The sequence below is a fragment of the Cellulomonas sp. P5_C5 genome, assembly GCF_054049655.1.
The window spans coordinates 186,440-208,992 of the sequence record NZ_JBFULY010000004.1 but is presented as its reverse complement, the minus strand read 5'-3'; the positions used below and the strand labels follow the sequence as shown (position 1 = coordinate 208,992).

Below are 22,553 nucleotides of genomic sequence, written 5' to 3'. Positions count from 1 at the left end.
GCCGATCCTCTGGTCGTCGACGACGAACAAGGAGGTTCCGCGATGCGCAACGGCTTCGACATCTACCGGGTGGGTCCGGACCGGAACCACCAGGAGCCACAGAGCCCCTGGGGATGGACGCCCCGCCGCGGTGAGGTGCCCACCGGTGAGACGGTCGTGCAGGACCACGACTACACGCTGACGTACACCGGCAACGACCCGCAGCTGGCCGCGGCGTTCGCGCGCGGCGCCAAGCTGATGGAGATCGTGTCGCTCTGGCCCGAGCTGTCGTTCTACCCCTCGACGGCCGGTGGCTTCCTGCCCGACGGCAACATCTTCCCGATCCGCGGGGACTACAAGCCGCCGAGCGGGCTCAGCGCCCTCAAGGGCCGGTTCGGCAAGCGCTCGTCCGGAGCGCACGCCGCGGAGGCCGCCACCCAGCCGTGACGCGCCCGGGTGCGCTCTGTGCGTGAGAATGGGGTCAGACCCGTCCGCGAACAGGAGCACCCGTGACCCTCGAGCACGCCCCGCGCGTCGCCATGCTCTCGGTGCACACGTCCCCGCTGGACCAGCCCGGGACCGGTGACGCCGGGGGCATGAACGTGTACGTGATCGAGCTGGCGCGGGCCCTGGCGGCCCGTGGCGCGCGCGTGGAGATCTTCACGCGCGCGACGTCGTCGGACCAGCCCGAGACCGTGCTGCTGCCCGGGGTCGATGCGCTCGGCCGCCCCATCGTCGGCGACGCCGCCCGCACGGTGCTGCTGGCCGACGAGGTCGGTCCCGGTGTGACGCCGCCGATCCTCGTGCACCACGTGCCCGCCGGCCCGTTCGAGCGCTTGGACAAGAACGACCTGCCGGGCGTCCTGTGCGGGATGGCCGCGGGGGTGCTCCGCTGGGAGGCCGCGCGCCGGCCCGGCTGGTACGACGTCGTGCACTCCCACTACTGGCTGTCCGGGCAGGTCGGCCAGATCGCGGCGGACCGCTGGGAGGTGCCGCTGGTGCACACCGCGCACACGCTGGCCCGCGTGAAGAACGCGTCCCTGGCCCCCGGCGACACCGCCGAGCCCACGGCGCGCGTCGTCGGCGAGGAGCAGCTGGTCGAGGAGGCCGACGCCCTGGTGGCCAGCACCCCGGTCGAGGCCGAGGAGCTGGTCGAGCTCTACGGCGCCGACCCCGCCCGCGTGCACGTGGTCGAGCCCGGCGTGGACCTGGACCGCTTCGTGCCGGGGGACCAGCTGTCGGCCCGTCGGGAGCTCGGGCTGCCCACCGACCGCCAGATCGTGCTCTTCGCCGGTCGCGTGCAGGCCCTGAAGGCACCGGACGTGCTGGTCAGCGCGCTGGGCGTGCTGCGGGCGTCCGGCCGGCCGGTCCCGTTGCTCGTCGTGCTCGGCGGGCCGTCGGGCCGGTCCAGTGCCGTCAAGGAGCTCCAGGCGCTCGCGGCCATGAACGGCGTCCCCGACGACGTCCTCGTGCACGCGCCGGCCGACCGCGACACCCTCGCGCGCTGGTACCACGCGGCGGATGTGGTCGCGATGCCGTCGCGCAGCGAGTCGTTCGGGCTCGTCGCCGCCGAGGCCCAGGCCAGCGGGGTCCCGGTGATCGCGGCGTGCGTCGGCGGGCTGCGCACGATCGTCGACCACGACGTGTCCGGCCGGCTGGTCCGCGGGCACGACCCGGAGGTGTGGGCCGACGTGATCGCCGACGTGCTGGCCTCGTCGGAGGACCGCGCCCGGTACGCGGTGGGCGCGCGCCAGGTGGCCGAGCGGTTCGGCTGGGAGACCACCGCCGACCAGATGCTCAAGGTGTACTCGGTGGCGGGCGAGGTCCGGGCGTCCCGCGTCGTGTCGTAATGACCGTGGGTCGGACGTCCCGGGACGTCCGCTGACCCCTGCGGCAGGATGGACCCATGACCTACACCCTCGTGCTGCTCCGCCACGGCGAGAGCGAGTGGAACGCCAAGAACCTGTTCACCGGCTGGGTGGACGTGCCCCTCTCGGAGAAGGGCACCGCAGAGGCCGTGCGCGGCGGGACGCTGCTGACCGACGCGGGCGTGCTGCCCGACGTCGTGCACACGTCCCTGCTGCGCCGCGCGATCACCACCGCCAACCTCGCGCTCGACGCCGCCGACCGCCACTGGATCCCCGTCAAGCGCTCGTGGCGCCTGAACGAGCGGCACTACGGCGCGCTGCAGGGCAAGGACAAGAAGCAGACGCTGGACGAGTACGGCGAGGAGCAGTTCATGCTCTGGCGCCGCTCCTACGACTTCCCGCCGCCGGACATCGAGCTGGGCTCGGAGTTCTCGCAGGACGCCGACCCGCGCTACGCCGGTGAGCCCATCCCGCGCGCGGAGGCGCTCGAGCAGGTCCTCGTCCGCGCGCTGCCGTACTGGGAGTCGGACATCGTCCCCGACCTGCGGTCCGGCAAGACGGTCCTGGTCGCGGCGCACGGGAACTCGATCCGCGCCCTGGTCAAGCACCTCGACGACGTCGACAGCAGCACCATCGCCGGCATCAACATCCCGACGGGCATCCCGCTGCTGTACACGCTCGACGAGGAGACGCTGAAGCCCACCAACCCGGGTGGCACGTACCTGGACCCGGAGGCCGCGGCGGAAGCCATCAAGGCCGTCGCCAACCAGGGCCGCTAACCCTCTGCCCTTTCCCGCAACGTCCGAGGAAGTGCGCGTCACAGCGCTCACTTCCTCGGACGTTGCGTTCTTTCTACGTCGCCGTGCCGTCACAACAGGGTTCTGATTGACTCCGAAACATGACACTTCCGTCTTTCGAGGACACGTCCGACTTCGACGACGTGGCACGGGGGAAGATCGCCGACATCCCGTCCGAGCCCCTTCTCGGCTCCGCAGGCCAGCTGGTCTGGGATCCGCACCGGTACGACTTCCTCGAGGGCGACGCCCCGGACACCGTGCACCCGAGCCTCTGGCGGCAGGCGAAGCTCGCCGCAGCAGGCGGGCTGTTCGAGGTGGTGGAGGGCGTCTACCAGGTCCGGCAGTACGACCTGTCGAACATGTCGTTCATCGAGGGCGACACCGGCGTCGTCATCGTCGACACGCTCATGGGCACGGAGACCGCGGCAGCCGCACTGGCCCTGTACCGCGCGCACCGCGGCGACCGTCCGGTGACCGGCATCGTCATCACGCACTCGCACGCGGACCACTACGGCGGGATGCTCGCCCTGACCGGGCCGGACATCCCGGTCTACGCGCCCGAGGGGTTCCTCGCGCACACGGTCTCCGAGAACGTCTACGCGGGTCCGGCGATGTCCCGTCGCGCCGTCTACATGTACGCCATGGACCTGCCGGCGGGCCCGACGGGGCAGGTGGGCTGCGGGCTCGGCATGGCGACGTCGAACGGCTCCCTGGGGCTCGCGGCGCCGACGGTCTCGGTGTCGGAGACGGGCACGGAGGCGACGGTCGACGGCGTCCGCATGGTCTTCCAGTTCACCCCGGGCACCGAGGCGCCCGCGGAGATGAACATCTGGTTCCCGGACCACAAGGCGCTCTGCATGGCCGAGAACGCGACGCACACCCTGCACAACCTCCTGACGCTGCGCGGTGCCGAGGTGCGCGACCCGCGCGCCTGGTCCCGGTTCATGCACGAGGCGCTCGAGCTCTGGGGCGGTGAGGCGGAGGTGGTGTTCGCGTCGCACCACTGGCCGACGTGGGGCACCGAGCGCATCACGAGCTTCCTGTCGACCCAGCGTGACCTCTACCAGTACCTGCACGACCAGACGCTGCGCCTGATCAACCACGGCCTCACCGGCATCGAGATCGCGGAGGAGTTCGAGCTGTCACCCGGTCTGGAGCAGGCGTGGAGCGCGCGCGGCTACTACGGCTCGGTCAGCCACAACGTCAAGGCGATCTACCAGCGCTACCTCGGCTGGTTCGACGGCAACCCGGCCCACCTGTGGGAGCTGCCGCCGCAGAAGGAGGGGGCGCGGATCATCGCGCTCGCGGGCGGTGCCGACAACGCGCTCGACACGGTCGAGTCCCTGCTGGCCACGGGGGACACCGACGACCTGCGCTGGGCGACCACGCTCGCCAGCCACGTCGTGTTCGGCGGCGGTGACACCGACCGTGCGCGCGGCCTGCTGGCGCAGGCGCTCACCACGCTGGGCCATGGCTCCGAGAACGCCACCTGGCGCAACTTCTACCTGCGCGGCGCGGAGGAGCTGACCGAGGGGATCGCCGCGCCGCCGCCCGACCTGTCGACCCCGTCGACCCTGGGCGGCCTGACGATCACGCAGCTGTTCGACTCGATCGGCGTCCGCATCGACGGCCCTCGCGCCGGGTCGGAGAAGCTGGCGATCGACTGGGTGCTCACGGACGAGGGGTTCACCTACCGGACGGAGCTGTCCAACGGCGCCCTGATCCACGCGGTCCGTGGCGAGCGCGCCGCGGCCGCCGACCTGACCGTCACCCTCACCAAGGCGCTGCTCATCCAGCTGCTGTTCGTGCACGAGAAGGACGGCATCGAGTTCGCCGGCGACCAGGGTGCCCTCGGCCGCCTGCTCACCTACGTCGACTCGACGTCGAACACGTTCCCGATCGTCACCCCCTGACAGACAGCAACGTCCGAGCAAGTGAGCCCCCTGGCAACCACTTGCTCGGACGTTGTCGTGTCTTGCCCCGTTGCGTCCGAGGAAGTGAGCGCTMCAGCGACCAGATGCTCGGACGTCGTGGGGTTCGTCAGTTGGCGGTGCGGTCCAGCTCCGGGCGGGCGGCGCCCGTCACCAGGTAGGTCACCCGGCGGGCGACCGAGACGCCGTGGTCGCCGAACCGCTCGTAGTACCGGCCGAGCAGCGTGACGTCGATGGTCTCCTGCGTGGTGCCGGCCCAGGAGCCGCCCAGCAGCGCCGCGAACGTGTCCTCGTGCAGCTCGTCGAGCAGGTCGTCGTCCTGCTCGATGCTCTCGGCCAGCTGGATCTCACGGCTGTTCAGCAGCGTCGTGGTGCGCCGGGCGACCCGGACGGCGGCGTCGTGCATCTCTGCGAACGTGCCGGACAGCGCCTGCGGCACGGCGTGCCGGGGGTACCGGCCGCGAGCCACCTGGGCGACGTGCCGGGCGAGGTCGCCCATGCGCTCCAGGGAGGCGCTCATCCGGAGGGCCGACACGACGATCCGCAGGTCCGTCGCGACGGGCTGCTGCTGCGCGAGCAGCAGGACGCAGCGCTCGTCGAGGTCCCGTTCGATGGCGTCGATGGCCAGGTCGTCGGCGATCACGGACTCCGCGAGCGCCAGGTCGGCCGTGAGCAGCGCGATGCCGGCGTTGGTGATGGCGTGCTCGACCCGGCCGCTCATCGCCGCCAGGTCCTCGCCCAGCTGGTGCAGCTCGGCGTCGAAGATGTCCCGCATGTGCTCCCTCTCGTGCCGCGACGGCAGGTGCCGCGCGCAGCGTCAGGCTGCCATCGGCAGGTGAACATCCGGGCGCGGCCAGGTGAACGGACGACGGCCGTTGCGGTGGGGGAGAACTCGTACCGGGGATCTGGGGCGATTCGTCCCCGCCGGTGAGGTCGGACCAATAGCCTGCCAGGAGATCACCCGAGCGCAGGAGGTCGTCCGTGGGAGCAGCCATCGGCCAGTCGTCGCCGGTTGCCGTCGGCGCGCTGCTGAGCCCGATGCCGATCGTCGCCAGGGTCCTGATGCCGGCGAGCGGTCGTGCCCGCTCCCACGGGTTCGCGTTCCTGATCCCCACGAACCTGCTGCTCATCGCGTCGGCGACCTCGGTGCACGGCAAAGGTCTGGATGGTCCACCACGACGCCGTCATCATCTCTGTCCCGCTGCTGGTCATCGGGGCGAAGATGATCGGGGACGGCATCTCAGGGCTCTAGCGATCAACCCACAGAAGGAGATGCACGATGGCACAGAAGGTCACAGCCTGGGTCGGCTGGGTGTGGTTCGCGGCGTTCGCGATCCTCGTCGCAGGACTGTTCAACATCATCTCCGGGGCGGTGGCGGTGTTCTCCCCGAAGACGGTCGTCTCCTGGTCGCCCGACGGCATCGCGGTCGTCGACGTCTCGACGTGGGGCTGGGTGCAGCTGGCGCTCGGGGTGCTGCTGCTGCTCGTCGGGTTCGCGCTGTTCTCCGGCCGGGGCTGGGCGCGGGTGTTCGCGGTCGTGCTGGTGATCGTGAACCTGCTCGCGCAGTTCGTGTCGCTGCCCGTCACGCCGTGGTGGTCGCTGATCGCCATCGTCCTGGACTTCTTCATCCTGTGGGCCCTGACGGTGCACGGTGATGAGGTCGCTCGAGCAAGCCGCTGAGAAGACAACCGAGGAGAGGAGACGACGATGACGACGTTCACGGCGTGGAAGTTCGACACTGTCGACGGGGCCCAGAAGGCCGTCCTGGCACTGAAGGGTGCGCAGGGTGACGGACTGGTCAAGATCGTGGACCACGCGGTCATCAGCTGGCCGGAGGGCGCCGACAAGCCGGAGATGCACCACTCGCACGACGACAAGCTGCGCGGCACCGGCTGGGGGGCGTTCTGGGGCCTGCTGTTCGGCGGCCTCTTCTTCGTGCCGCTGCTCGGCGTCGCCGTCGGTGCCGCCGCCGGGGCGATCACCAAGGCGGTGTCCGCGGTCGGCATCCCGGAGAGCCAGCTGGACGAGATCCGCGCGCAGATCACCGTCGGGACGTCGCTGCTCTGCGCGGTGACGGAGAACGCCGACATGGACCGGCTGGGGGAGCGGATGCACGGCCTGCACAGCACGCTGGTCGCCACCAACCTCACGGACGCGGAGCGGTCGCTGCTGATGGAGACGTTCGGCTGAGACCGTGCTCGACCCCGGGGCCGCTCGCTGGAGCGRCCCCGGGTGAACGGTCGGTGAACGCTCGACGGCGGCGTGGCGCGCTCGGGCCTCATCGGCGCGGTGCATCGCCCGGCGCGTCCTACTGTGAGTGTCGTGGACGGGATCGACGGGCTCATGCTCCTCCTCGCGGGCGGCCTCGGGCTGCTGGTGGGGGTGTGGGCGACCCTCGCGTTCCGCTGGAGCGAGGCGTCGCAGCGCGACGTGCCGGCGCAGCCGAAGCCCGCGCTCGACGACGGCCTGGTCCGCACGCTCGCGGTGCTCCGCTCGGCCGCGGTGGTGCTCGACGAGTCCGACCAGGTGGTGCGGGCCAGCGCCCCGGCCCACGCCCTCGGCATCGTGCGGGACGGCCGGGTGGCCCCGGCGGCGATCCGTGACCTCATCGCACTGGTGCGACGCGACGGGGTGATCCGCGACGAGGTGCTCGAGGTGCCGCGCGGCCCCGTGGGCCCCGGCGTGCTGATGGTCCAGGTGCGGGTCGCGCAGGTCAGCGCGGACCACCTCGTGGTGCTGGCGGAGGACCTGACGCAGGCGCGCCGGCTGGAGGCGATCCGCCGCGACTTCGTGGTGAACGTGTCGCACGAGCTCAAGACCCCGGTGGGCGCGCTGGCGCTCCTCGCCGAGACGGTCCAGGACGCCGCCGACGACCCGGAGGCGGTCCGCCGGTTCGCGGGCCGCATGCAGGCGGAGGCCACGCGGCTGTCGGCGCTGGTGCACGAGATCATCGAGCTGTCCCGGCTGCAGGTGGCGGGCGCGCTCGGTCAGGTCGGGCTGGTCGACGTGGACACGGTCCTGTCGGAGGCCGTCGACCGTGCCCGGACCACCGCGGAGGCCAAGCACGTCCGGCTCGACATCGGCGGGGTGCGCGGCACGCGCGTGCTCGGGCAGCACGACCTGCTGGTCACGGCGGTGCGCAACCTGCTGGACAACGCCGTCGCGTACTCGGGGGAGGCGTCGCACGTCGGCGTCGGGGTGCGCACGGACGGGGAGCTCGTGGAGATCGCCGTGGTCGACGAGGGGATCGGCATCACCCCGGCCGAGCAGGAGCGCGTGTTCGAGCGCTTCTACCGGGTGGACCCCGCGCGCTCCCGCGACACCGGCGGTACGGGTCTGGGCCTGTCGATCGTCAAGCACGTCGCCGCGGACCACGGCGGCGAGGTGACCGTCTGGTCGCAGCCAGGCCGCGGCTCGACGTTCACGCTGCGCCTGCCACGCGCCGAGGAAGAGCCCGCCTCGACGGTGCGAGAGCTGCCCCTCACCGAGACCGAAGGAGCGCACGTGCGCCGGAGCGCGTCATGACCCGGATCCTGCTCGTCGAGGACGAGGAGTCCTACCGGGACCCGCTGACCTACCAGCTGGAGCGCGAGGGCTTCGACGTGGTCACGGCCGCCACCGGGCCGGAGGCGCTCAGCAGGTTCGACGAGTTCGGCGCCGACCTGGTGCTCCTCGACCTCATGCTCCCCGGCTTGCCCGGCACCGAGGTGTGCCGCCGGCTGCGCCTGGTCAGCGACGTGCCCGTCATCATGCTCACCGCCAAGGACGACGAGATCGACAAGGTGGTCGGCCTCGAGCTGGGTGCCGACGACTACGTCACCAAGCCGTACTCGTCGCGCGAGCTGCTGGCCCGCGTCCGGGCGGTGCTGCGCCGCCGCGAGGCGGTCGTGGTCGCATCCGGTGCACCCGCTCCGCTGCCGGTGGAGGACGACGACGAGCTGCTGGTCGCCGGACCGGTGCGGATGGACGTCGAGCGCCACACCGTCCGGGTGCGTGGCGACCTCGTCGCCTTCCCGCTCAAGGAGTTCGAGCTGCTCGAGCTGCTGCTGCGCAACGCGGGGCGGGTGCTCACCCGCGGCCAGCTGATCGACCGCATCTGGGGCTCGGACTACGTCGGCGACACCAAGACGCTCGACGTCCACGTCAAGCGCGTCCGCGCCAAGATCGAGACCGACCCCGGCAACCCGACGCTGCTGCTGACCGTGCGCGGCCTGGGCTACAAGCTCACCGACGACGGCGAGTAGCGCGCACCACGATGCCCCGCCCGCCCTGGCGTGCGGGGCATCACCGTGCCCGGACGCGCGTCCGACTCGTCGGCCACCGTTCACCTGCGGTTCACCGGATGCGGTCCACCCGGTCACGTCGACTTCCTACGGTCAGCATCGCCGCGCACACATCGGTGCGCACCTGATCGACAGGACGGAACACAGTGAAGCTCTCCCTCCACGGCCGGATCGGCGCGATCGCCCTCACCGGCGCCGTCGCCCTCTCCCTCACGGCCTGCGGATCGGACGACCCCACCGGGTCCGGCGACAGCACGTCCGGCGCCCCCGAGCAGGCCAGCGAGCTCAGTGGCGACCTGAACGGCGCCGGCGCCACGTCGCAGGAGAAGGCGATGGATGCCTGGCGTGCCGGCTTCCAGAGCGCCAACCCCGACGTGAACGTCAACTACGACCCCGTGGGCTCCGGCGGCGGTCGCACGCAGTTCCTCGACGGCTCGGTCCAGTTCGCCGGCACCGACTCGGCGCTGACCAGCGAGGAGCTCGAGCAGGCCAAGGGCGTCTGCACCACCGGCGCCATCGACATCCCGGTCTACATCAGCCCGATCGCGGTCGTCTTCAACCTCGAGGGCGTCACCGAGCTCAACCTCTCGGCGGCCACCATCGCGGGGATCTTCGACAACAAGATCACCACGTGGGACGCCCCCGAGATCGCGGCGGAGAACCCCGACGCCACGCTCCCGGCGACGGCCATCACGCCCGTGCACCGCTCGGACGAGTCCGGCACGACGAAGAACTTCACCGACTACCTGGCCAAGGCCTCGGGTGGCGCGTGGACGTACGAGGCCGACGGCAACTGGCCCATCGAGGGCGGCGAGTCGGCACAGGGCACCTCGGGCGTCATCCAGACGGTCCAGGGCGGCGACGGCACCATCGCGTACGCCGACAACTCGGCGGTCGGCACGCTCGGCGTGGCCAGCATCAAGGTCGGCGAGGAGTGGGTCGCCCCGTCGGAGGAGGCTGCCGCGGCCGCGGTCGACGCCTCCCCGCGGGACGAGGAGCGCGCCGACGGCGACATCGTCATCAAGATCGACCGTGAGACGACGGAGGCCGGCGCCTACCCGCTGATCCTCGTGTCGTACTCGATCGCGTGCCTGGAGTACGCCACGGCCGAGCAGGCCGACCTGGTCAAGGGCTTCCTCAGCTACGTGGTGAGCGAGGAGGGCCAGTCCGCGTCCGAGAGCGCGGCCGGTTCCGCCCCGCTGTCCGACACGCTCCGCACCGACGTCCAGGCAGCGATCGACTCGATCACCGCAGCCGCCTGACGTCCCACGACCCGCCGGTGGCGGGCCCGCCTCGGGGGGAGGACGGGTCCGCCGCCGGCGGTGCACCACCCACCACGAGCAGCAGGAGAGAAGTGACCAGCACCCAGAGCCCGCCGACGCAGGACGGCGTGCGCCCGGCCGAGGACGTCGAGTCGCCCCGGCCGAGACGCCGCCGTCGGACGCGCGTGGTCGACAGGGGCGCGAGCCGGCTGTTCCGGTGGACCGCCACCGGCGCCGGCGCCCTCATCCTCGTCGTGCTCGTCGCCGTCGCCGCCTTTCTGGTCCTGCGGGCGTGGCCGGCGCTGACCACGCCGGCGGCCGAGCTGACCGAGAAGGTCACGTGGATGGGCGAGGCGACGTCGCTCCTCGACTTCGTCGGCCCGCTGATCTTCGGCACGGTCCTCGCCGCCGCCCTCGCGCTGGTCATCGCGACGCCGATCGCGCTGGGGATCGCGCTGTTCACCTCGCACTACGCGCCGCGTCGGCTGGCGTCGGGCCTCGGCTACCTGGTCGACCTGCTGGCGGCCATCCCGTCGGTCGTGTACGGCCTCTGGGGCGGCCTGGTGCTCGCGCCGATGGTCAAGCCGATCTGGGCGTGGCTCAACGAGTACCTCGGCTTCATCCCGTTCTTCGCGGGCACCGTCTCACCGACCGCTCGCGTGCTCATGACCGTGGGTCTGGTCCTCGCCGTGATGATCCTGCCGATCATCACGGCCGTGAGCCGCGAGGTGTTCCTGCAGACCCCGCGCCTGCACGAGGAGGCGGCACTCGCGCTCGGGGCCACGCGCTGGGAGATGATCCGGGTCGCGGTCCTGCCGTTCGCCCGCTCGGGCATCGTGTCCGCCGCCATGCTCGGCCTGGGCCGCGCGCTCGGCGAGACGATGGCCGTCCTGATGATCCTGTCGCCCGGCTTCCTGTACTCGTTCAAGCTGCTCGAGGCAGGGCAGCAGCAGACGATCGCGGCCAACATCGCCGCGCAGTTCCCCGAGGCCAACCCGCTGGGCGTCTCGGCGCTGATCGCCACGGGCCTCGCGCTGTTCGTCATCACGCTCGTCGTCAACATGGCCGCCCGCGCGATCGTCGCGCGCCGCAAGGACTTCTCGGGAGCCAACTGATGACCGCCACGACCCTCCCCGAGGGCAACGCCGAGCTGCGCGCGCTCCTGCGCCAGGTGGACAAGGGCCGCCACCGCAAKGACCGCCTGATGAAGGGGCTCATCTACGGCGCCTTCTTGCTGGCGATGCTGCCGCTGATCTCGGTGTCCTGGACGGTGCTGATCAACGGCATCGAGCGCTTCAACGCGTACTTCCTCACGYACTCGATGCGCGGGGTGTTCGGCGGCATGGACGCCGGGGGGATCTACCACGCCATCATCGGCACCCTCGAGATCACCCTCGCCGCGACGGTCATCTCGGTGCCCATCGGCCTGCTCACCGCCGTCTACCTGGTGGAGTACGGCCGTGGCGCGCTCGCACGGGCGGTCACGTTCTTCGTCGACGTGATGACGGGCATCCCGTCGATCGTCGCCGGCCTGTTCGCGTACGCGCTGTTCGCCGTGATCCTCGGTCCCGGCATCCGCATGGGCATCGTCGGCGCGGTCGCGCTGAGCGTGCTGATGATCCCGGTCGTGGTGCGCTCCTGCGAGGAGATGCTCCGGCTGGTGCCGAACGAGCTGCGCGAGGCGGCCCTCGCGCTGGGCGTGCCCCGCTGGCTCGTCGTCATCAAGGTCGTGCTGCGCACCTCGATCGCCGGCATTGGCACAGGGATCACGCTCGCGATCGCGCGCATCATCGGCGAGACCGCACCGCTGCTCATCACGGTCGGCGTCATCGACTCGATCAACTTCAACCTGTTCGAGGGCCGGATGATGACGCTCCCGGTCTACGTCTACCGGCAGTACTCGCAGGGCCTCGTGCCCTGCACGCCCGGCGACCTCGAGTGCATCCCGACCATCAACTACGACCGGGCCTGGGCCGCGGCGCTGACGCTGATCCTCATCGTCATGCTGCTCAACCTGATCGGCCGCCTGATCACCCGCTTCTTCGCCCCCAAGAACCTCGGCTGAAAGACAGACCCATGGCACAGCGCATCGACGTCAAGGACCTGAACATCTTCTACGGCGACTTCCGGGCCGTGGCCGACGTGGAGATGGCGGTCGAGCCCCGCTCGGTGACCGCGTTCATCGGCCCGTCGGGCTGCGGGAAGTCGACCTTCCTGCGGACGCTCAACCGCATGCACGAGGTCATCCCCGGGGCGCACGTGCAGGGCAGCGTCGCGATGGACGGCGTCGACCTGTACGGGTCGGACATCGACCCCGTCGCGGTCCGCCGCCAGGTCGGCATGGTGTTCCAGCGCCCCAACCCGTTCCCGACGATGTCGATCGCGGAGAACGTGCTGGCCGGCATCAAGCTGAACAACAAGCGCATCTCCAAGGGCGACGCCCAGGACGTCGTCGAGGCCTCGCTGCGCGGCGCCAACCTCTGGAACGAGGTCAAGGACCGGCTCAACCGGCCCGGGTCTGGGCTCTCGGGCGGGCAGCAGCAGCGCCTGTGCATCGCGCGCGCCATCGCGGTCAAGCCGCAGGTGCTCCTCATGGACGAGCCGTGCTCGGCGCTGGACCCGATCTCGACGCTCGCCATCGAGGACCTCATCGCGGAGCTGAAGTCCGACTACACGATCGTCATCGTCACGCACAACATGCAGCAGGCGGCGCGCGTCTCGGACCGGACGGCGTTCTTCAACCTCGCCGCGACGGGTGAGCCGGGCCGGCTGGTGGAGATCGACGACACCGCGACGATCTTCTCCTCGCCGCGCGTGCAGGCCACTGAGGACTACATCTCGGGCCGCTTCGGCTGAGCTGTCGCAGCACGCAGAAGGGGCCGTCCGGACGTCCGGACGGCCCCTTCTGTGCGTCGTGCTCAGTCCTCGGCGGGTGCGGTGGGCACCTGCGACGCGTACTCGGGCAGGGTGCCGTCGAGCACGGGCACCTGCTCGACGATCGAGCCGTCCTCGGGCGTGGAGATGGTGATGGGCACCAGGCCGCCCGGAGGGGCGTCGATCGAGGGGAACGTCACCTCGGTGAAGCCCTCGAGCTCGGCGTCGCTGACACCCAGGAGCACGGTCTCCTTCGGGCCGAGCTGGACGACCGACTCGTCGTCGCCGATCGCGAGCGTGACGGACCGGTCCTCGTTGCTGTCGTTGATCAGCCCGCCCTGGAGCGTCCCGGGGTCACCCTCGGCCTCCACGAGCACGTGGAGGTTGCTGCCGCGGACGTCCCCGAGCACGAAGCGGACCCCGTCGGACGCCGAGTACAGGTTCTGGGTGGTGATCTGGTTGGTCGCGGAGCAGCCCGCGATCGTGAGCCCGGCGACGGCGACGCCGACGACGAGGGCGGCGACCCGGAGGGTGCGGGGGCGGGGCGAGGTCACGATGACTCCTCGGGACGTGGGCGCTGCGGGCTGGGCTGGGCGACGGAGCGTCTCCGTCGGGCCCCAGCCTAGCCGCCGCGCACGCGTGCGCCGGGCGTGCAGGACGCGTGACCGGCTCGGCGGCGGAGCATCGGGCGGCCCGCCGTTGACCTGCCTGTGACCTGCGCAGATGGCCGTAATCACGCGGCAAAAGGCCAAAAACGGCGTGATAAGATACCCCTCTGCGAAAGGGGACACCTGCAGATGACTTTCACTGTTGGGGAGACCGTTGTCTACCCGCACCACGGTGCGGCATTGATCGAAGAGATCAAGACCAGAACCATCCGCGGAGAGGACAAGCTCTACCTCAAGCTCAAGGTCGCTCAGGGAGATCTCACCATCGAGGTCCCGGCTGAGAACGTCGACCTGGTGGGCGTGCGTGACGTGGTGGGTCAGGAAGGTCTCGACAAGGTGTTCGAGGTCCTCCGCGCTCCCTACACCGAAGAGCCGACCAACTGGTCCCGTCGCTACAAGGCGAACCTCGAGAAGCTCGCGTCGGGCGACGTCATCAAGGTGGCGGAGGTCGTGCGCGACCTCTCGCGCCGCGACGCCGACCGCGGCCTGTCTGCGGGCGAGAAGCGCATGCTCGCCAAGGCCCGCCAGATCCTCGTCTCGGAGCTCGCACTCGCCGAGCACACCGAGGAGGAGAAGGCCGAAGCGATCCTCGACGAGGTCCTCGCGTCCTGACGCCACCACCACGGTGAGTGTCGCTGCAGTGCTGACTGCCGCCGGGAGCGGCAGCAGGCTCGGTCATTCCCTCCCGAAGGCCCTGGTGCCTCTGGGAGGTCAGTCGCTCGTCGCACACGCTGCCCGGAACCTGCTGGCGGCGCGTGCGGCGGGCGACGATCGCGTCCGGGTGCTGGTGGTCACCGCACCCGCGTTCCACCTCGACGCCATCGCGGGCGAGCTGTCCGACCTGACGGACCAGGTGGCCCTGCTCGTCGTCGCCGGCGGCGCCACCCGGCAGGCCTCCGTGGCGGCGGGTCTGGCCGCCCTCGACGCGGACCCGCGTGCCTCCGACGTGGACGTCGTGCTGGTGCACGACGCCGCCCGACCGCTCGCGCCGCCGTCGCTGGTCGTCCGCGTCATCGAGGCGGTGCGCGACGGGCACCCCGCGGTGGTCCCCGGCCTGCCGGTGACGGACACCATCAAGCGCGTCGCACCCCACCGCGGCGTCACGGTCGAGCCGGTGCTCGAGACCGTCCCGCGCGCCGAGCTGCGCGCCGTCCAGACCCCGCAGGGGTTCGCCCGCGACCTCCTGCGGCGGGCCCACGCGCACGGCGCCGACGACGCGCACGACGAGGCGCTGGCCGCCTCCGACGACGCGGGACTGATCGAGCGGCTAGGCGAGCCCGTGTGGGTCGTCGTGGGTGACGAGCGGGCCGCCAAGATCACGACCGCGCGGGACCTCGCGGTCGCCGCCCTGCCGACGGAGAGCGACGAGTGAGCACCCTGCCCCGCACGGGGATCGGCGTCGACGTGCACGCCTACGACCCCGACCCCGCGCAGGGCGCCGTCCTGCACCTCGCCGGGCTCGCGTGGCCGGGGGAGCGGCCCCTGGACGGGCACTCGGACGCCGACGTCGCCGCGCACGCCGCTGCCGACGCGCTCCTGTCCGCCGCCGGGCTCGGCGACCTCGGGTCGAACTTCGGCACGTCGGAGCCCCAGTGGGCCGGTGCTGCCGGTGCGGTGCTGCTGGGCGAGGCCGCCCGACGCGTGCGCGAGGCGGGGTTCGCCATCGGCAACGTCGCGGTCCAGGTGATCGGCAACCGCCCGAAGATCGGTCAGCGGCGTGCGGAGGCGGAGGCGGTGCTGTCGGCGGCCGTCGGGGCTCCGGTCAGCGTCTCGGCCACGACCACCGACGGGCTCGGGCTCACCGGCCGCGGGGAGGGCGTCGCGGCGATCGCCACGGCGTTGGTGGTGGGCTCGGGCTGACGCCGGCGCATGCTGCCGAGCAGCACGCCCGCGAGCACCAGTGCACCGCACGCCAGCTCGACCGGCGACGTGCGCTCCCGGAGCAGCAGCCACGAGGCGCCGATGCCGACCACGGGGACCAGCATCGAGAACGGCGCCACCGTGCTGGACGGGTGCCGCCCCATGAGCGCGGTCCACAGCCCGGTGCCGACGAGCGTCGCGACGACGACCGTGAAGAACAGCCCGGCCAGCGCGAGCAGCCCCTGGGTGCTGCCCAGGCCCTGGAACGAGCCGGCGATCGCCGCCGGACCCTCGACGACCAGGGACAGCGCCAGCAGCGGCAGCGGCGGCACCACGGACATCCACAGAAGCAGCCGGAACGGCTCGCCCGGCTGCGCCTGCATGGCGCGGCGGTTGCCCAGGTTCCCGACGGCCCAGCCCAGCCCGCCGCACAGGGTCAGCAGGACGGGGACCAGGGTCGCGCCGCCGGCGAGCCCGGCGCGGTGCGCGGCGATGCCCGCCAGACCGGCGACGGCGATCAGGATTCCTGCGCCCTGCCGCGCGGTGATGCGCTCCCGCAGGAGCACCCCGGCCAGCAGCACCGTGAACGGCGCCGACGACTGCAGGACCAGGGAGGCGAGCCCCGTCGGCATGCCGCTGGACATCGCCAGGTAGAGGAACACGAACTGCAGGACGCCGAAGCCGAGGCCGTACAGCAGGATCCAGCGCCAGGGTGCGGTGGGCCGGGGGACCAGCAGCACGGTCGGGACGGCGAGGAGGGCGAACCGGAGCGCGACGAGGAAGAAGGGCGGGAACTGCTCGAGCGACAGGTGGATCGCCGGGAAGTTCAGGCCCCAGAGCACGGCGACGAAGGCGGCGATCAGGCGGTCGCGGGTGGGCATGGTCCCGAGCATGCGGCCCGCCCATCGTGCAGCACCAGCGAATAGTCATGACATGTCGATGTAGCGTTACTACATGGATCCCCGCGCGCTCGAGACGCTGCGGACGGTCGGCACCCAGGGTGGGGTCACCGCCGCCGCGACGGTGCTGCACCTGACGCCGTCGGCGGTGTCCCAGCAGGTCGCCCTCCTGCAGCGGGAGGTGGGTGTGCCCCTGACGGAGCGGGTCGGGCGCGGGCTGCGGCTGACGCCGGCGGGCGAGGCGCTGGCCGAGGCGGCGGTGGACGTCGCGGTGGCCCTGGAGCGGGCGCGCGCCGCGTGCGACGAGTTCCTGGTGCGGCCGCAGGGCGTCGTGCGGGTGTCCGCGTTCCAGAGCGGGGCGCAGCTCCTCCTGCCCGCCCTCCTGACGCGCGTGCAGGACATCGAGGGCATCACGCTCGAGTGCACCGACGAGGACGTCGCCCAGGACGACTTCGTGGCGCTGACCGACCGGATGGACGTCGTCGTCGCGCACCGGCCCGACGACGGGCTCGGCTGGGCCGGCGGCCGCGCCGTCCAGGTCGTGCCGCTGCTGCGGGAGCCGCTCGACGTGGCCGTCCCGCACGACCACCCTCTGGCGCAGCGCACCGAGGTCCGTCCCGAGGACCTGCGCGACCTGCCGTGGATCGCCGTGCGGGAGGGGTTCCCCGTCGCGACGGTGCTCGGCGCGGTCGCCGCACGCTCGGGGTCGGCGCCCCGGATCGTGCATCGCGTCAACGACTTCCACGTGGTCGAGGCCCTGGTCGAGGCCGGTCACGGCGTCTCGCTGCTGCCCCGGTACACCTTCGGCGGCGGGTCGCGGGTCCGGCTCGTGCCTCTGGCGGGGGTCCGGGCCGGCCGCCGGATCGACGCGCTGCTCCGACGCGACCGGGCCGAGCGACTGGTGGTCCGGCGGGTCCTGGACGAGCTCTGCGCGCTCGCGGTGGAAATCGATACCGCATAGCGGACGGCGTGTGCGCGCAGGTCACCGGCGTGTCCGAAATCAGGGGTAGCGTCCGGTCTCGCAGTCCAGTACCGTCCCCGGCGTGACACAGTCGTCGGATGCCAAGACCGAGAGGCTCCCCATCGTGGGAGCGCTCGCACGCCCCCTTCTGCCCGTCCGGGACAACGGGGTTCAGGCCATCCGGATCCGCGTCCGCGTCCCGCTCGACGTGCTCGAGGCGACCAGCGCCGGACTGCGCGAGCTCGACGACCAGCACCGCCGCGAGATCAGCGAGACGCCGCCGCCGCTGCCGTTCTGAGAGCCCTTGCGCCAGCCGCTCCCAGCGGCCCGAGCATCACGGCGGACGCGTGGCGGATCAGGGCACCAGCACGAGCTTTCCGGCCGCGTGCCCCGCGATGCCGTCCCGGTGGGCCTGCGCCACGTCCGAGAGGGGATAGGTCCGCGCGACACGGACGTCGAGCGTGCCGTCGGAGGCCAGCTCCGCCAGCTGTGCCCGCGCCGCCTCGCGCACGGCCGTCCCCGGGTCCGCGCCCGGTCCGCCGCCCAGTGCCTTGATGCCCAGCTCACCGGCCCGCCCGAAGCCCGCGATCGTCGCGATGCGGTCGCGGTCGGTGACCACCGCGACCGAGGTGTCCAGCGCCTCGTCGGTGCCGACGGTGTCGATGGCGACCGTGACGGCTCCGGTGTGCCGGGCGGCCTCGTGCACCCGCTCGAGCAGACCGTCGCCGTAGGCCACCGGGTTCGCGCCCAGGTCACGCAGGTCGTCGTGGTGCCGCGGGGACGCGGTCGCGATCACCTGGGCGCCGCGCAGGACGGCCAGCTGGACGACCATGCGGCCGACGCCGCCCGAGCCGCCGTGCACGAGGACGACGTCGGCGTCCCGGGTGCCGGTCGCGCTGAGCGTGTGGACCGCCGTGGCGCCGGCCAGCAGCAGCCCGGCGGCCGCCGGCCAGTCGAGGTTCGCCGGCCGTCGCACGGTGACCTGCTCCGAGACGACGATCCGGTCCGCGTAGCCGCCCGTGACGCGCCACGCGATGATCTCGTCGCCGGGGGAGAGCCAGCGCACGGAGGGCCCGACCGCGCTCACGACGCCGGAGATCTCGTACCCCAGCCGCATGGGCAGGTTCGCGGGGTTGGTGCCGTAGGCGCCCGCGTAGCCCTTCCAGTCGGTCGGGTTGACCCCTGCCGCCCGGACGTCGACCAGCACGTTGCCGGGGCCGGGGTCTCCCGGGTCGAGGTCGACGAGGCGAAGGACTTCGGGACCGCCGTACGCGCTCGCGACGACGGCCCTGCTGGTGAGGGCCACCGGCACACTCTGCACCTGACCCAGGTCCCAGGGCCAGAGCCAGGCCGCTGCCGATCCGGCGATCACCCCACCGGGTGATCGTCAGGCCACCGGGAGCCACACCCGCATGGTCGACGGTCCCCGGTTCGCCCAGTCGTGGTACGCGATCAGGGGGGCCTCGGAGCGGGGCCGGTCCGCGTCCGTCGACGGGGAGCCGTACGGCCACGCGTCGTCGGCCGGTGCGACGGTGACGAGGGTCGCCAGCACCCGCCCGTCGACCTCGCGCAGCCCGGCGCCCAGGTCCACCCGCACCCGCGACACGTCGGTGCCGTCGACGTCGACGGACTCCAGCGCCAGCACCTCCGGGCCCCGCTCGACCACCACGCAGCCGCGGACCGCGTCGATGCGCGGGTCGGGGCTCGACACCCGCGGCGCCATCGGCAGGTGCAGCTCGACGACGTCGCCCGCGGCGAACCTCCGGTGCACCGAGACCGTGCCGGGCGTCGTCGGCTGCACTCCCTCGGGGGTGCGGAGCTCTGCACCCGCGGCCCACGAGGGGACCCGCAGGGTGAGCGTCCACGGCCGGTCCTCGGTGGTGGCGACGGTCACGCGGACGACGCCGTCGCCCGGGTAGGCGGTCTCGACGTCGAGCTCGACGCGGCGGCCGTCTGCCAGGGCCGTGCGGATGCGGGCCGGCGCGTACTGGTGCAGCTGGAGGCCCTCGTCGTCGGTGGTCGCCACGTACGCGGCCAGGCTGGCCAGGGTGCGGGCGACGTTCGGCGGGCAGCACGAGACGGCGAACCACGGGGCCCGCAGCGACGACGATGCCCGGGGGCTCGCGACGTCCGTCGGCGGGACGGTCCCGGGCACGCGCTGGTGCAGGGTGTTCGTGTAGTAGAACGCGGTGCCCTCGTGGGACGGCGACGTGGCGACGACGTTGAAGAGCGTGCGCTCGATCAGGTCGGCGTACCGCGGCAGACCCTGGGCCAGCAGGAGGCGCCACGAGAACATCACGGAGCCGACCCCGGCGCAGGTCTCGGAGTACGCGCGGTCCGCGGGCAGGACGAAGTCGTACCCGAACGCCTCGCCCTCGTGCTGCGAGCCCTGCCCGCCGGTGACGTAGGTGCGGCGCGCGACGGTGTTCTCCCACTGGGTGGTCAGCGCGTCGAGCAGGTCGTCGTCGTCGGTCTCCACCGCGACGTCGACCGCGCCCGCGGCCAGGTAGTTGGCCCGCACGGCGTGCCCGCGCAGGACGGTCGCGTCCCGCACCGGCACGTCGTCCTGGTAGTACGCCCGGCCGAGCTCGATGTCCGCGAGGGTCCCCGTGCCGCGACGCTCGACGAACAGCGCGGCCTGGTCGAGGTAGCGGCGCTCCCCGGTGGCGCGCCCCAGCTCCGCGAGCGCGGGCTCGATCTCGGCGTGCCCGCAGACGGACGCGATGCCGTCCGGGCCGAACGCCTCGACGACGTGGTCGGCCGCGCGGCGGGCGATCGCGAGCAGGCCGTCGTCGGCGTCGGGACGTGTCCTGGCCCGGGCCACGGCCGCCTGGAAGAGGTGGCCGAAGCAGTAGAGCTCGTGGCCCCACTCCAGGTCGGAGTACCGGGGTCGCTGCCCGGGCCGGCCGAAGTTGGTGTTCAGGTAGCCGTCGGCCTCCTGGGCGGCGGCGATGCGCCCGACGAGCGCGCGGAACCGCCCGTCGAGGGCGGTGTCGTCCGTGCGGCCGATCTCCCACGCCATGGCCTCGAGCAGCTTGTAGACCTCGGAGTCGGAGAACTCGCGGCCACCGCGGTCGAGGTCGGACAGGGTGCCCGCCGCCGCGACGTCGAAGTTGGGGATCCAGCCCTCGCGCTCCATCCAGTGCTCGATGTGCGCGAGGCTCGCGGTGCCGTTGACGGCCTGCCGCTGCGCCCAGAAGCCGCCGGTGATCCGCACGTCGTCGAGCCCGAGCGGGCGCAGGGTGCCGTGCGAGGGTGCGACCGGGGTTGCGGCGGTCGTGGTGGTGGTCGTCATCGTCATCCCTTGAGCGCACCCGACATGAAGCCGCGCACGTAGTGTCGTTGGAGCAGGAGGAAGAGCACGATGCAGGGCAGCGCCAGCACGACGACGCCCGCCTCGGTGGCGCCGTAGTCGACGACGCCCTGCACCTGGCCGCGCAGGTTCGACACCGCGAGCGGGAGCGTCATCTTGTTCGAGTCGTTGATGAGGATCAGCGGGGCGAAGAAGTCGTTCCAGGCCGCGAGGAACGCGAACAGCCCCACCGTGATCAGGCCCGGGCGGACCGCCGGGAGCAGCACCCGCCACAGCGCCGAGAACGACGAGCAGCCGTCGACCATCGCGGCCTCGTCCAGCTCCCGCGGGACCGACTCGAACGAGATCCGCATCATGAAGGTCGAGAACGGCAGCTGGAACATCGTGAGCACCAGGGCCACGCCCACCAGCGAGTTCTGCAGGCCGATCGTGTTGAGCAGCACGTACAGCGGGATCAGCAGGGTGGCGTAGGGGACCATGAGGATCGCGAGCGTGAGCAGGAACAGCGCGTTGCGGCCGGGGAACCGGAACCGCGCGAACGCGTATCCGCCGAGCGTCGAGATCAGCAGCGTGAGCACCACGCAGAGCCCGGAGACGAACACCGAGTTGAACAGGTACTGCCAGATGCCGGCCTGGTAGTGCGCGAGGGTGCGGTAGTTGCCGAAGCCCCAGCCGTCCACCTGCCCGGTGCCCGGGTGCGGCGACACGGAGGCCACCGACGTCCAGACCAGCGGGAACAGGAAGATCACGGCGAGCGCGCCGGAGAACACCCAGAACGGCGTGCGCAGCGCGAGGCCGGCGATCGTCGTCGGCGGGGCGGTCCGGTGCGTCGGGAGGATCTCCGGGACGTCGGCGTCGGGGTGGTTCTGGACACTGGCGATGGTCATCGTCGGCCCCTCAGCTCTCGTCCGAGCCGCGGAACGCGCGGAGCTGGACGACGTTGATGACCACGAGCGCGGCCAGGACGAGCACGGAGAGCGCCGCGGCGACGCCCAGGTCGTTCTGGCCCTGGAACGCGACCGAGTAGATGAGCTGGACCACGGTGATGGTGCTGTTGTCCGGGCCGCCCTTGGTGAGGATGTAGAACTGCTCGAACGCCAGCAGCGACCCCGTGACGCACAGGATCGTGGTCAGCGCGAGGGTGGGCTTGAGCAGCGGGATCGTGATCTTGGAGAACGTGTGCCACCGGTTGGCGCCGTCCATGCGGGCCGCCTCGTAGATGTCCCCGGGGATCGCCTGCAGGCCGACGAGCATGAGCAGCATGTAGAAGCCCGCGTACCGCCAGACGATGAGGAACAGCGTCGAGGCCAGCGCGGCGTCGGGCGAGCCGAGGAAGCTCCAGCCCATGCGCTCCATGAAGGGCGCCAGCGGTCCGGCCAGCGGGGAGTACAGCACGTAGAAGAGCAGGGACGCCGACGCCAGGCCCAGGGCGCTCGGCACCAGGAACGACGTGCGCAGCAGGCCCTTCCAGCGCGACGACTCCTGCACCATCAGCGCCAGCCCGAGGCCGAGGGCGATCAGCAGGATCGTCGCCAGGATCGTGTACTTCAGCGTGAACACGACCGAGTCGACGAAGAACCGGTTGTCGACCGCGGCGGTGAAGTTGTCGGGGAAGTTGATCCCCTGGTCGCCCGAGAGCAGCGGCCACTTCGACGCGCTCATCCGGAACACCAGCGCGAGTGGCACCACGAACAGGACGAGGACGAACAGGGCGGTCGGCGACGCGTAGGCCCAGCCGCGCAGGCGGTGGCCGTTGGCGCGTCTGCGGGGCGGTGCGGGTGTGGCCGTCTGGACGGTCATGGGGTGCCTCTCGTGCGGAGTTCCAGGGCGGGAGGTGGGGTGCCGTGGCGTGACGGC

At 71.9% G+C, this 22,553-nt stretch carries 23 protein-coding genes and 1 pseudogene; 17 read left to right on the top strand and 7 right to left on the bottom strand.

The annotated features are described in order from the left end of the window. The first annotated feature begins 42 nt into the window (after window positions 1-42). The 4 genes from ACXJKF_RS05730 to ACXJKF_RS05715 all read left to right on the top strand — a co-directional run bounded on the left by ACXJKF_RS05730 (window position 43) and on the right by ACXJKF_RS05715 (window position 4,557). Window positions 43-426 (top strand): hypothetical protein, encoded by a 384-nt coding sequence (locus ACXJKF_RS05730; protein WP_456786765.1) that lies wholly within the window; start codon window positions 43-45, stop codon window positions 424-426. A gap of 62 nt (window positions 427-488) precedes the next feature. After that, on the top strand, window positions 489-1,829 hold the full coding sequence (locus tag ACXJKF_RS05725) for a glycosyltransferase (protein ID WP_456786764.1): 1,341 nt from the start codon (window positions 489-491) through the stop codon (window positions 1,827-1,829). 56 nt (window positions 1,830-1,885) lie between these two features. Next, complete coding sequence (locus ACXJKF_RS05720) at window positions 1,886-2,626, top strand: phosphoglyceromutase (RefSeq protein ID WP_456786763.1); 741 nt, start codon at window positions 1,886-1,888, stop codon at window positions 2,624-2,626. Between the two features lie 119 nt (window positions 2,627-2,745). Beyond that, the gene (locus ACXJKF_RS05715) at window positions 2,746-4,557 is read left to right on the top strand and encodes an alkyl/aryl-sulfatase (protein WP_456786762.1); all 1,812 of its coding nucleotides are present in this window, start codon (window positions 2,746-2,748) and stop codon (window positions 4,555-4,557) included. A gap of 127 nt (window positions 4,558-4,684) precedes the next feature. Here ACXJKF_RS05715 and phoU read toward each other — a convergent pair whose 3' ends face one another. Next, complete coding sequence (gene phoU / locus ACXJKF_RS05710; protein WP_456786761.1) at window positions 4,685-5,350, bottom strand: phosphate signaling complex protein PhoU; 666 nt, start codon at window positions 5,348-5,350, stop codon at window positions 4,685-4,687. 504 nt (window positions 5,351-5,854) lie between these two features. On the opposite strand from phoU, the gene ACXJKF_RS05705 reads away from it, so the two are divergent. From ACXJKF_RS05705 to pstB, 8 genes are all read left to right on the top strand, one after another. Beyond that, window positions 5,855-6,256 (top strand): DUF7144 family membrane protein, encoded by a 402-nt coding sequence (locus ACXJKF_RS05705; RefSeq protein WP_456786760.1) that lies wholly within the window; start codon window positions 5,855-5,857, stop codon window positions 6,254-6,256. Between the two features lie 27 nt (window positions 6,257-6,283). After that, entirely contained in the window at window positions 6,284-6,766 is a 483-nt protein-coding gene (locus ACXJKF_RS05700) for a DUF1269 domain-containing protein (protein WP_456786759.1), read from the top strand. A gap of 132 nt (window positions 6,767-6,898) precedes the next feature. After that, window positions 6,899-8,101, top strand: coding sequence for a sensor histidine kinase (locus ACXJKF_RS05695; protein ID WP_456786758.1), 1,203 nt, complete (start codon window positions 6,899-6,901; stop codon window positions 8,099-8,101). Further along, window positions 8,098-8,820 (top strand): response regulator, encoded by a 723-nt coding sequence (locus ACXJKF_RS05690; protein ID WP_456786757.1) that lies wholly within the window; start codon window positions 8,098-8,100, stop codon window positions 8,818-8,820. Before ACXJKF_RS05695 ends, ACXJKF_RS05690 begins: the two co-directional genes overlap by 4 nt. A gap of 185 nt (window positions 8,821-9,005) precedes the next feature. After that, window positions 9,006-10,121 (top strand): phosphate ABC transporter substrate-binding protein PstS, encoded by a 1,116-nt coding sequence (gene pstS, locus ACXJKF_RS05685; protein WP_456786756.1) that lies wholly within the window; start codon window positions 9,006-9,008, stop codon window positions 10,119-10,121. Window positions 10,122-10,213: 92 nt separating this feature from the next. Next, window positions 10,214-11,236: a phosphate ABC transporter permease subunit PstC gene (pstC, locus tag ACXJKF_RS05680; RefSeq protein ID WP_456786755.1), complete on the top strand. Its 1,023-nt coding sequence runs from the start codon at window positions 10,214-10,216 to the stop codon at window positions 11,234-11,236. Continuing rightward, window positions 11,236-12,186 (top strand): phosphate ABC transporter permease PstA, encoded by a 951-nt coding sequence (gene pstA, locus ACXJKF_RS05675; RefSeq protein ID WP_456786754.1) that lies wholly within the window; start codon window positions 11,236-11,238, stop codon window positions 12,184-12,186. Before pstC ends, pstA begins: the two co-directional genes overlap by 1 nt. An 11-nt stretch (window positions 12,187-12,197) precedes the next feature. Further along, window positions 12,198-12,977, top strand: coding sequence for a phosphate ABC transporter ATP-binding protein PstB (gene pstB / locus ACXJKF_RS05670; RefSeq protein ID WP_146931095.1), 780 nt, complete (start codon window positions 12,198-12,200; stop codon window positions 12,975-12,977). 62 nt (window positions 12,978-13,039) lie between these two features. On the opposite strand, the gene ACXJKF_RS05665 is transcribed toward pstB, so the two are convergent. Further along, a complete protein-coding gene (locus ACXJKF_RS05665) occupies window positions 13,040-13,549 on the bottom strand; it encodes a hypothetical protein (protein WP_456786753.1) in 510 nt (169 codons plus the stop codon). A 243-nt stretch (window positions 13,550-13,792) separates the two neighbouring features. Here ACXJKF_RS05665 and ACXJKF_RS05660 point away from each other — a divergent pair, with 243 nt between their 5' ends. From ACXJKF_RS05660 to ACXJKF_RS05650, 3 genes and pseudogenes are all read left to right on the top strand, one after another. After that, on the top strand, window positions 13,793-14,275 hold the full coding sequence (locus tag ACXJKF_RS05660; RefSeq protein ID WP_055916922.1) for a CarD family transcriptional regulator: 483 nt from the start codon (window positions 13,793-13,795) through the stop codon (window positions 14,273-14,275). 13 nt (window positions 14,276-14,288) lie between these two features. Further along, window positions 14,289-15,035, top strand: coding sequence for a 2-C-methyl-D-erythritol 4-phosphate cytidylyltransferase (gene ispD, locus ACXJKF_RS05655; protein ID WP_456786752.1), 747 nt, complete (start codon window positions 14,289-14,291; stop codon window positions 15,033-15,035). Next, a pseudogene (locus ACXJKF_RS05650) lies at window positions 15,032-15,451 on the top strand (2-C-methyl-D-erythritol 2,4-cyclodiphosphate synthase); the annotation flags it as partial. The gene ispD and the pseudogene ACXJKF_RS05650, both read left to right, overlap by 4 nt. Here ACXJKF_RS05650 and ACXJKF_RS05645 read toward each other — a convergent pair. Beyond that, window positions 15,373-16,404: an EamA family transporter gene (locus ACXJKF_RS05645; RefSeq protein WP_456786751.1), complete on the bottom strand. Its 1,032-nt coding sequence runs from the start codon at window positions 16,402-16,404 to the stop codon at window positions 15,373-15,375. The pseudogene ACXJKF_RS05650 and the gene ACXJKF_RS05645 sit on opposite strands and share 79 nt — an antisense overlap. A 73-nt stretch (window positions 16,405-16,477) precedes the next feature. Here ACXJKF_RS05645 and ACXJKF_RS05640 point away from each other — a divergent pair, with 73 nt between their 5' ends. After that, window positions 16,478-17,383: a LysR family transcriptional regulator gene (locus ACXJKF_RS05640; protein WP_456786750.1), complete on the top strand. Its 906-nt coding sequence runs from the start codon at window positions 16,478-16,480 to the stop codon at window positions 17,381-17,383. 82 nt (window positions 17,384-17,465) lie between these two features. Beyond that, the gene (locus tag ACXJKF_RS05635) at window positions 17,466-17,681 is read left to right on the top strand and encodes a hypothetical protein (protein ID WP_456786749.1); all 216 of its coding nucleotides are present in this window, start codon (window positions 17,466-17,468) and stop codon (window positions 17,679-17,681) included. Window positions 17,682-17,738: 57 nt separating this feature from the next. Here ACXJKF_RS05635 and ACXJKF_RS05630 read toward each other — a convergent pair whose 3' ends face one another. From ACXJKF_RS05630 to ACXJKF_RS05615, 4 genes are all read right to left on the bottom strand, one after another. Then, complete coding sequence (locus ACXJKF_RS05630; protein ID WP_456786748.1) at window positions 17,739-18,689, bottom strand: NADP-dependent oxidoreductase; 951 nt, start codon at window positions 18,687-18,689, stop codon at window positions 17,739-17,741. An 81-nt stretch (window positions 18,690-18,770) separates the two neighbouring features. Further along, on the bottom strand, window positions 18,771-20,684 hold the full coding sequence (locus ACXJKF_RS05625; protein WP_456786747.1) for a glycoside hydrolase family 127 protein: 1,914 nt from the start codon (window positions 20,682-20,684) through the stop codon (window positions 18,771-18,773). Next, window positions 20,681-21,583, bottom strand: coding sequence for a carbohydrate ABC transporter permease (locus ACXJKF_RS05620; protein ID WP_456786746.1), 903 nt, complete (start codon window positions 21,581-21,583; stop codon window positions 20,681-20,683). Before ACXJKF_RS05620 ends, ACXJKF_RS05625 begins: the two co-directional genes overlap by 4 nt. A 10-nt stretch (window positions 21,584-21,593) precedes the next feature. Further along, window positions 21,594-22,496, bottom strand: a complete 903-nt coding sequence (locus tag ACXJKF_RS05615) for a carbohydrate ABC transporter permease (protein ID WP_456786745.1) — start codon at window positions 22,494-22,496, stop codon at window positions 21,594-21,596. Between the last annotated feature and the right edge of the window lie 57 nt (window positions 22,497-22,553).

What these genes read in the sequence shown, in the direction of transcription:
- phoU (WP_456786761.1), bottom strand. Translation starts at nt 5,350, where the DNA reads ATGCGGGACATCTTCGACGCCGAGCTGCACCAGCTGGGCGAGGACCTG.
- ACXJKF_RS05715 (WP_456786762.1), top strand. Translation starts at nt 2,746, where the DNA reads ATGACACTTCCGTCTTTCGAGGACACGTCCGACTTCGACGACGTGGCA.
- ACXJKF_RS05700 (WP_456786759.1), top strand. Translation starts at nt 6,284, where the DNA reads ATGACGACGTTCACGGCGTGGAAGTTCGACACTGTCGACGGGGCCCAG.
- pstB (WP_146931095.1), top strand. Translation starts at nt 12,198, where the DNA reads ATGGCACAGCGCATCGACGTCAAGGACCTGAACATCTTCTACGGCGAC.
- ACXJKF_RS05690 (WP_456786757.1), top strand. Translation starts at nt 8,098, where the DNA reads ATGACCCGGATCCTGCTCGTCGAGGACGAGGAGTCCTACCGGGACCCG.
- ACXJKF_RS05660 (WP_055916922.1), top strand. Translation starts at nt 13,793, where the DNA reads ATGACTTTCACTGTTGGGGAGACCGTTGTCTACCCGCACCACGGTGCG.
- ACXJKF_RS05720 (WP_456786763.1), top strand. Translation starts at nt 1,886, where the DNA reads ATGACCTACACCCTCGTGCTGCTCCGCCACGGCGAGAGCGAGTGGAAC.
- ACXJKF_RS05640 (WP_456786750.1), top strand. Translation starts at nt 16,478, where the DNA reads ATGGATCCCCGCGCGCTCGAGACGCTGCGGACGGTCGGCACCCAGGGT.
- ACXJKF_RS05645 (WP_456786751.1), bottom strand. Translation starts at nt 16,404, where the DNA reads ATGCCCACCCGCGACCGCCTGATCGCCGCCTTCGTCGCCGTGCTCTGG.
- ACXJKF_RS05615 (WP_456786745.1), bottom strand. Translation starts at nt 22,496, where the DNA reads ATGACCGTCCAGACGGCCACACCCGCACCGCCCCGCAGACGCGCCAAC.
- ACXJKF_RS05620 (WP_456786746.1), bottom strand. Translation starts at nt 21,583, where the DNA reads ATGACCATCGCCAGTGTCCAGAACCACCCCGACGCCGACGTCCCGGAG.
- ACXJKF_RS05705 (WP_456786760.1), top strand. Translation starts at nt 5,855, where the DNA reads ATGGCACAGAAGGTCACAGCCTGGGTCGGCTGGGTGTGGTTCGCGGCG.
- ACXJKF_RS05625 (WP_456786747.1), bottom strand. Translation starts at nt 20,684, where the DNA reads ATGACGATGACGACCACCACCACGACCGCCGCAACCCCGGTCGCACCC.
- ACXJKF_RS05730 (WP_456786765.1), top strand. Translation starts at nt 43, where the DNA reads ATGCGCAACGGCTTCGACATCTACCGGGTGGGTCCGGACCGGAACCAC.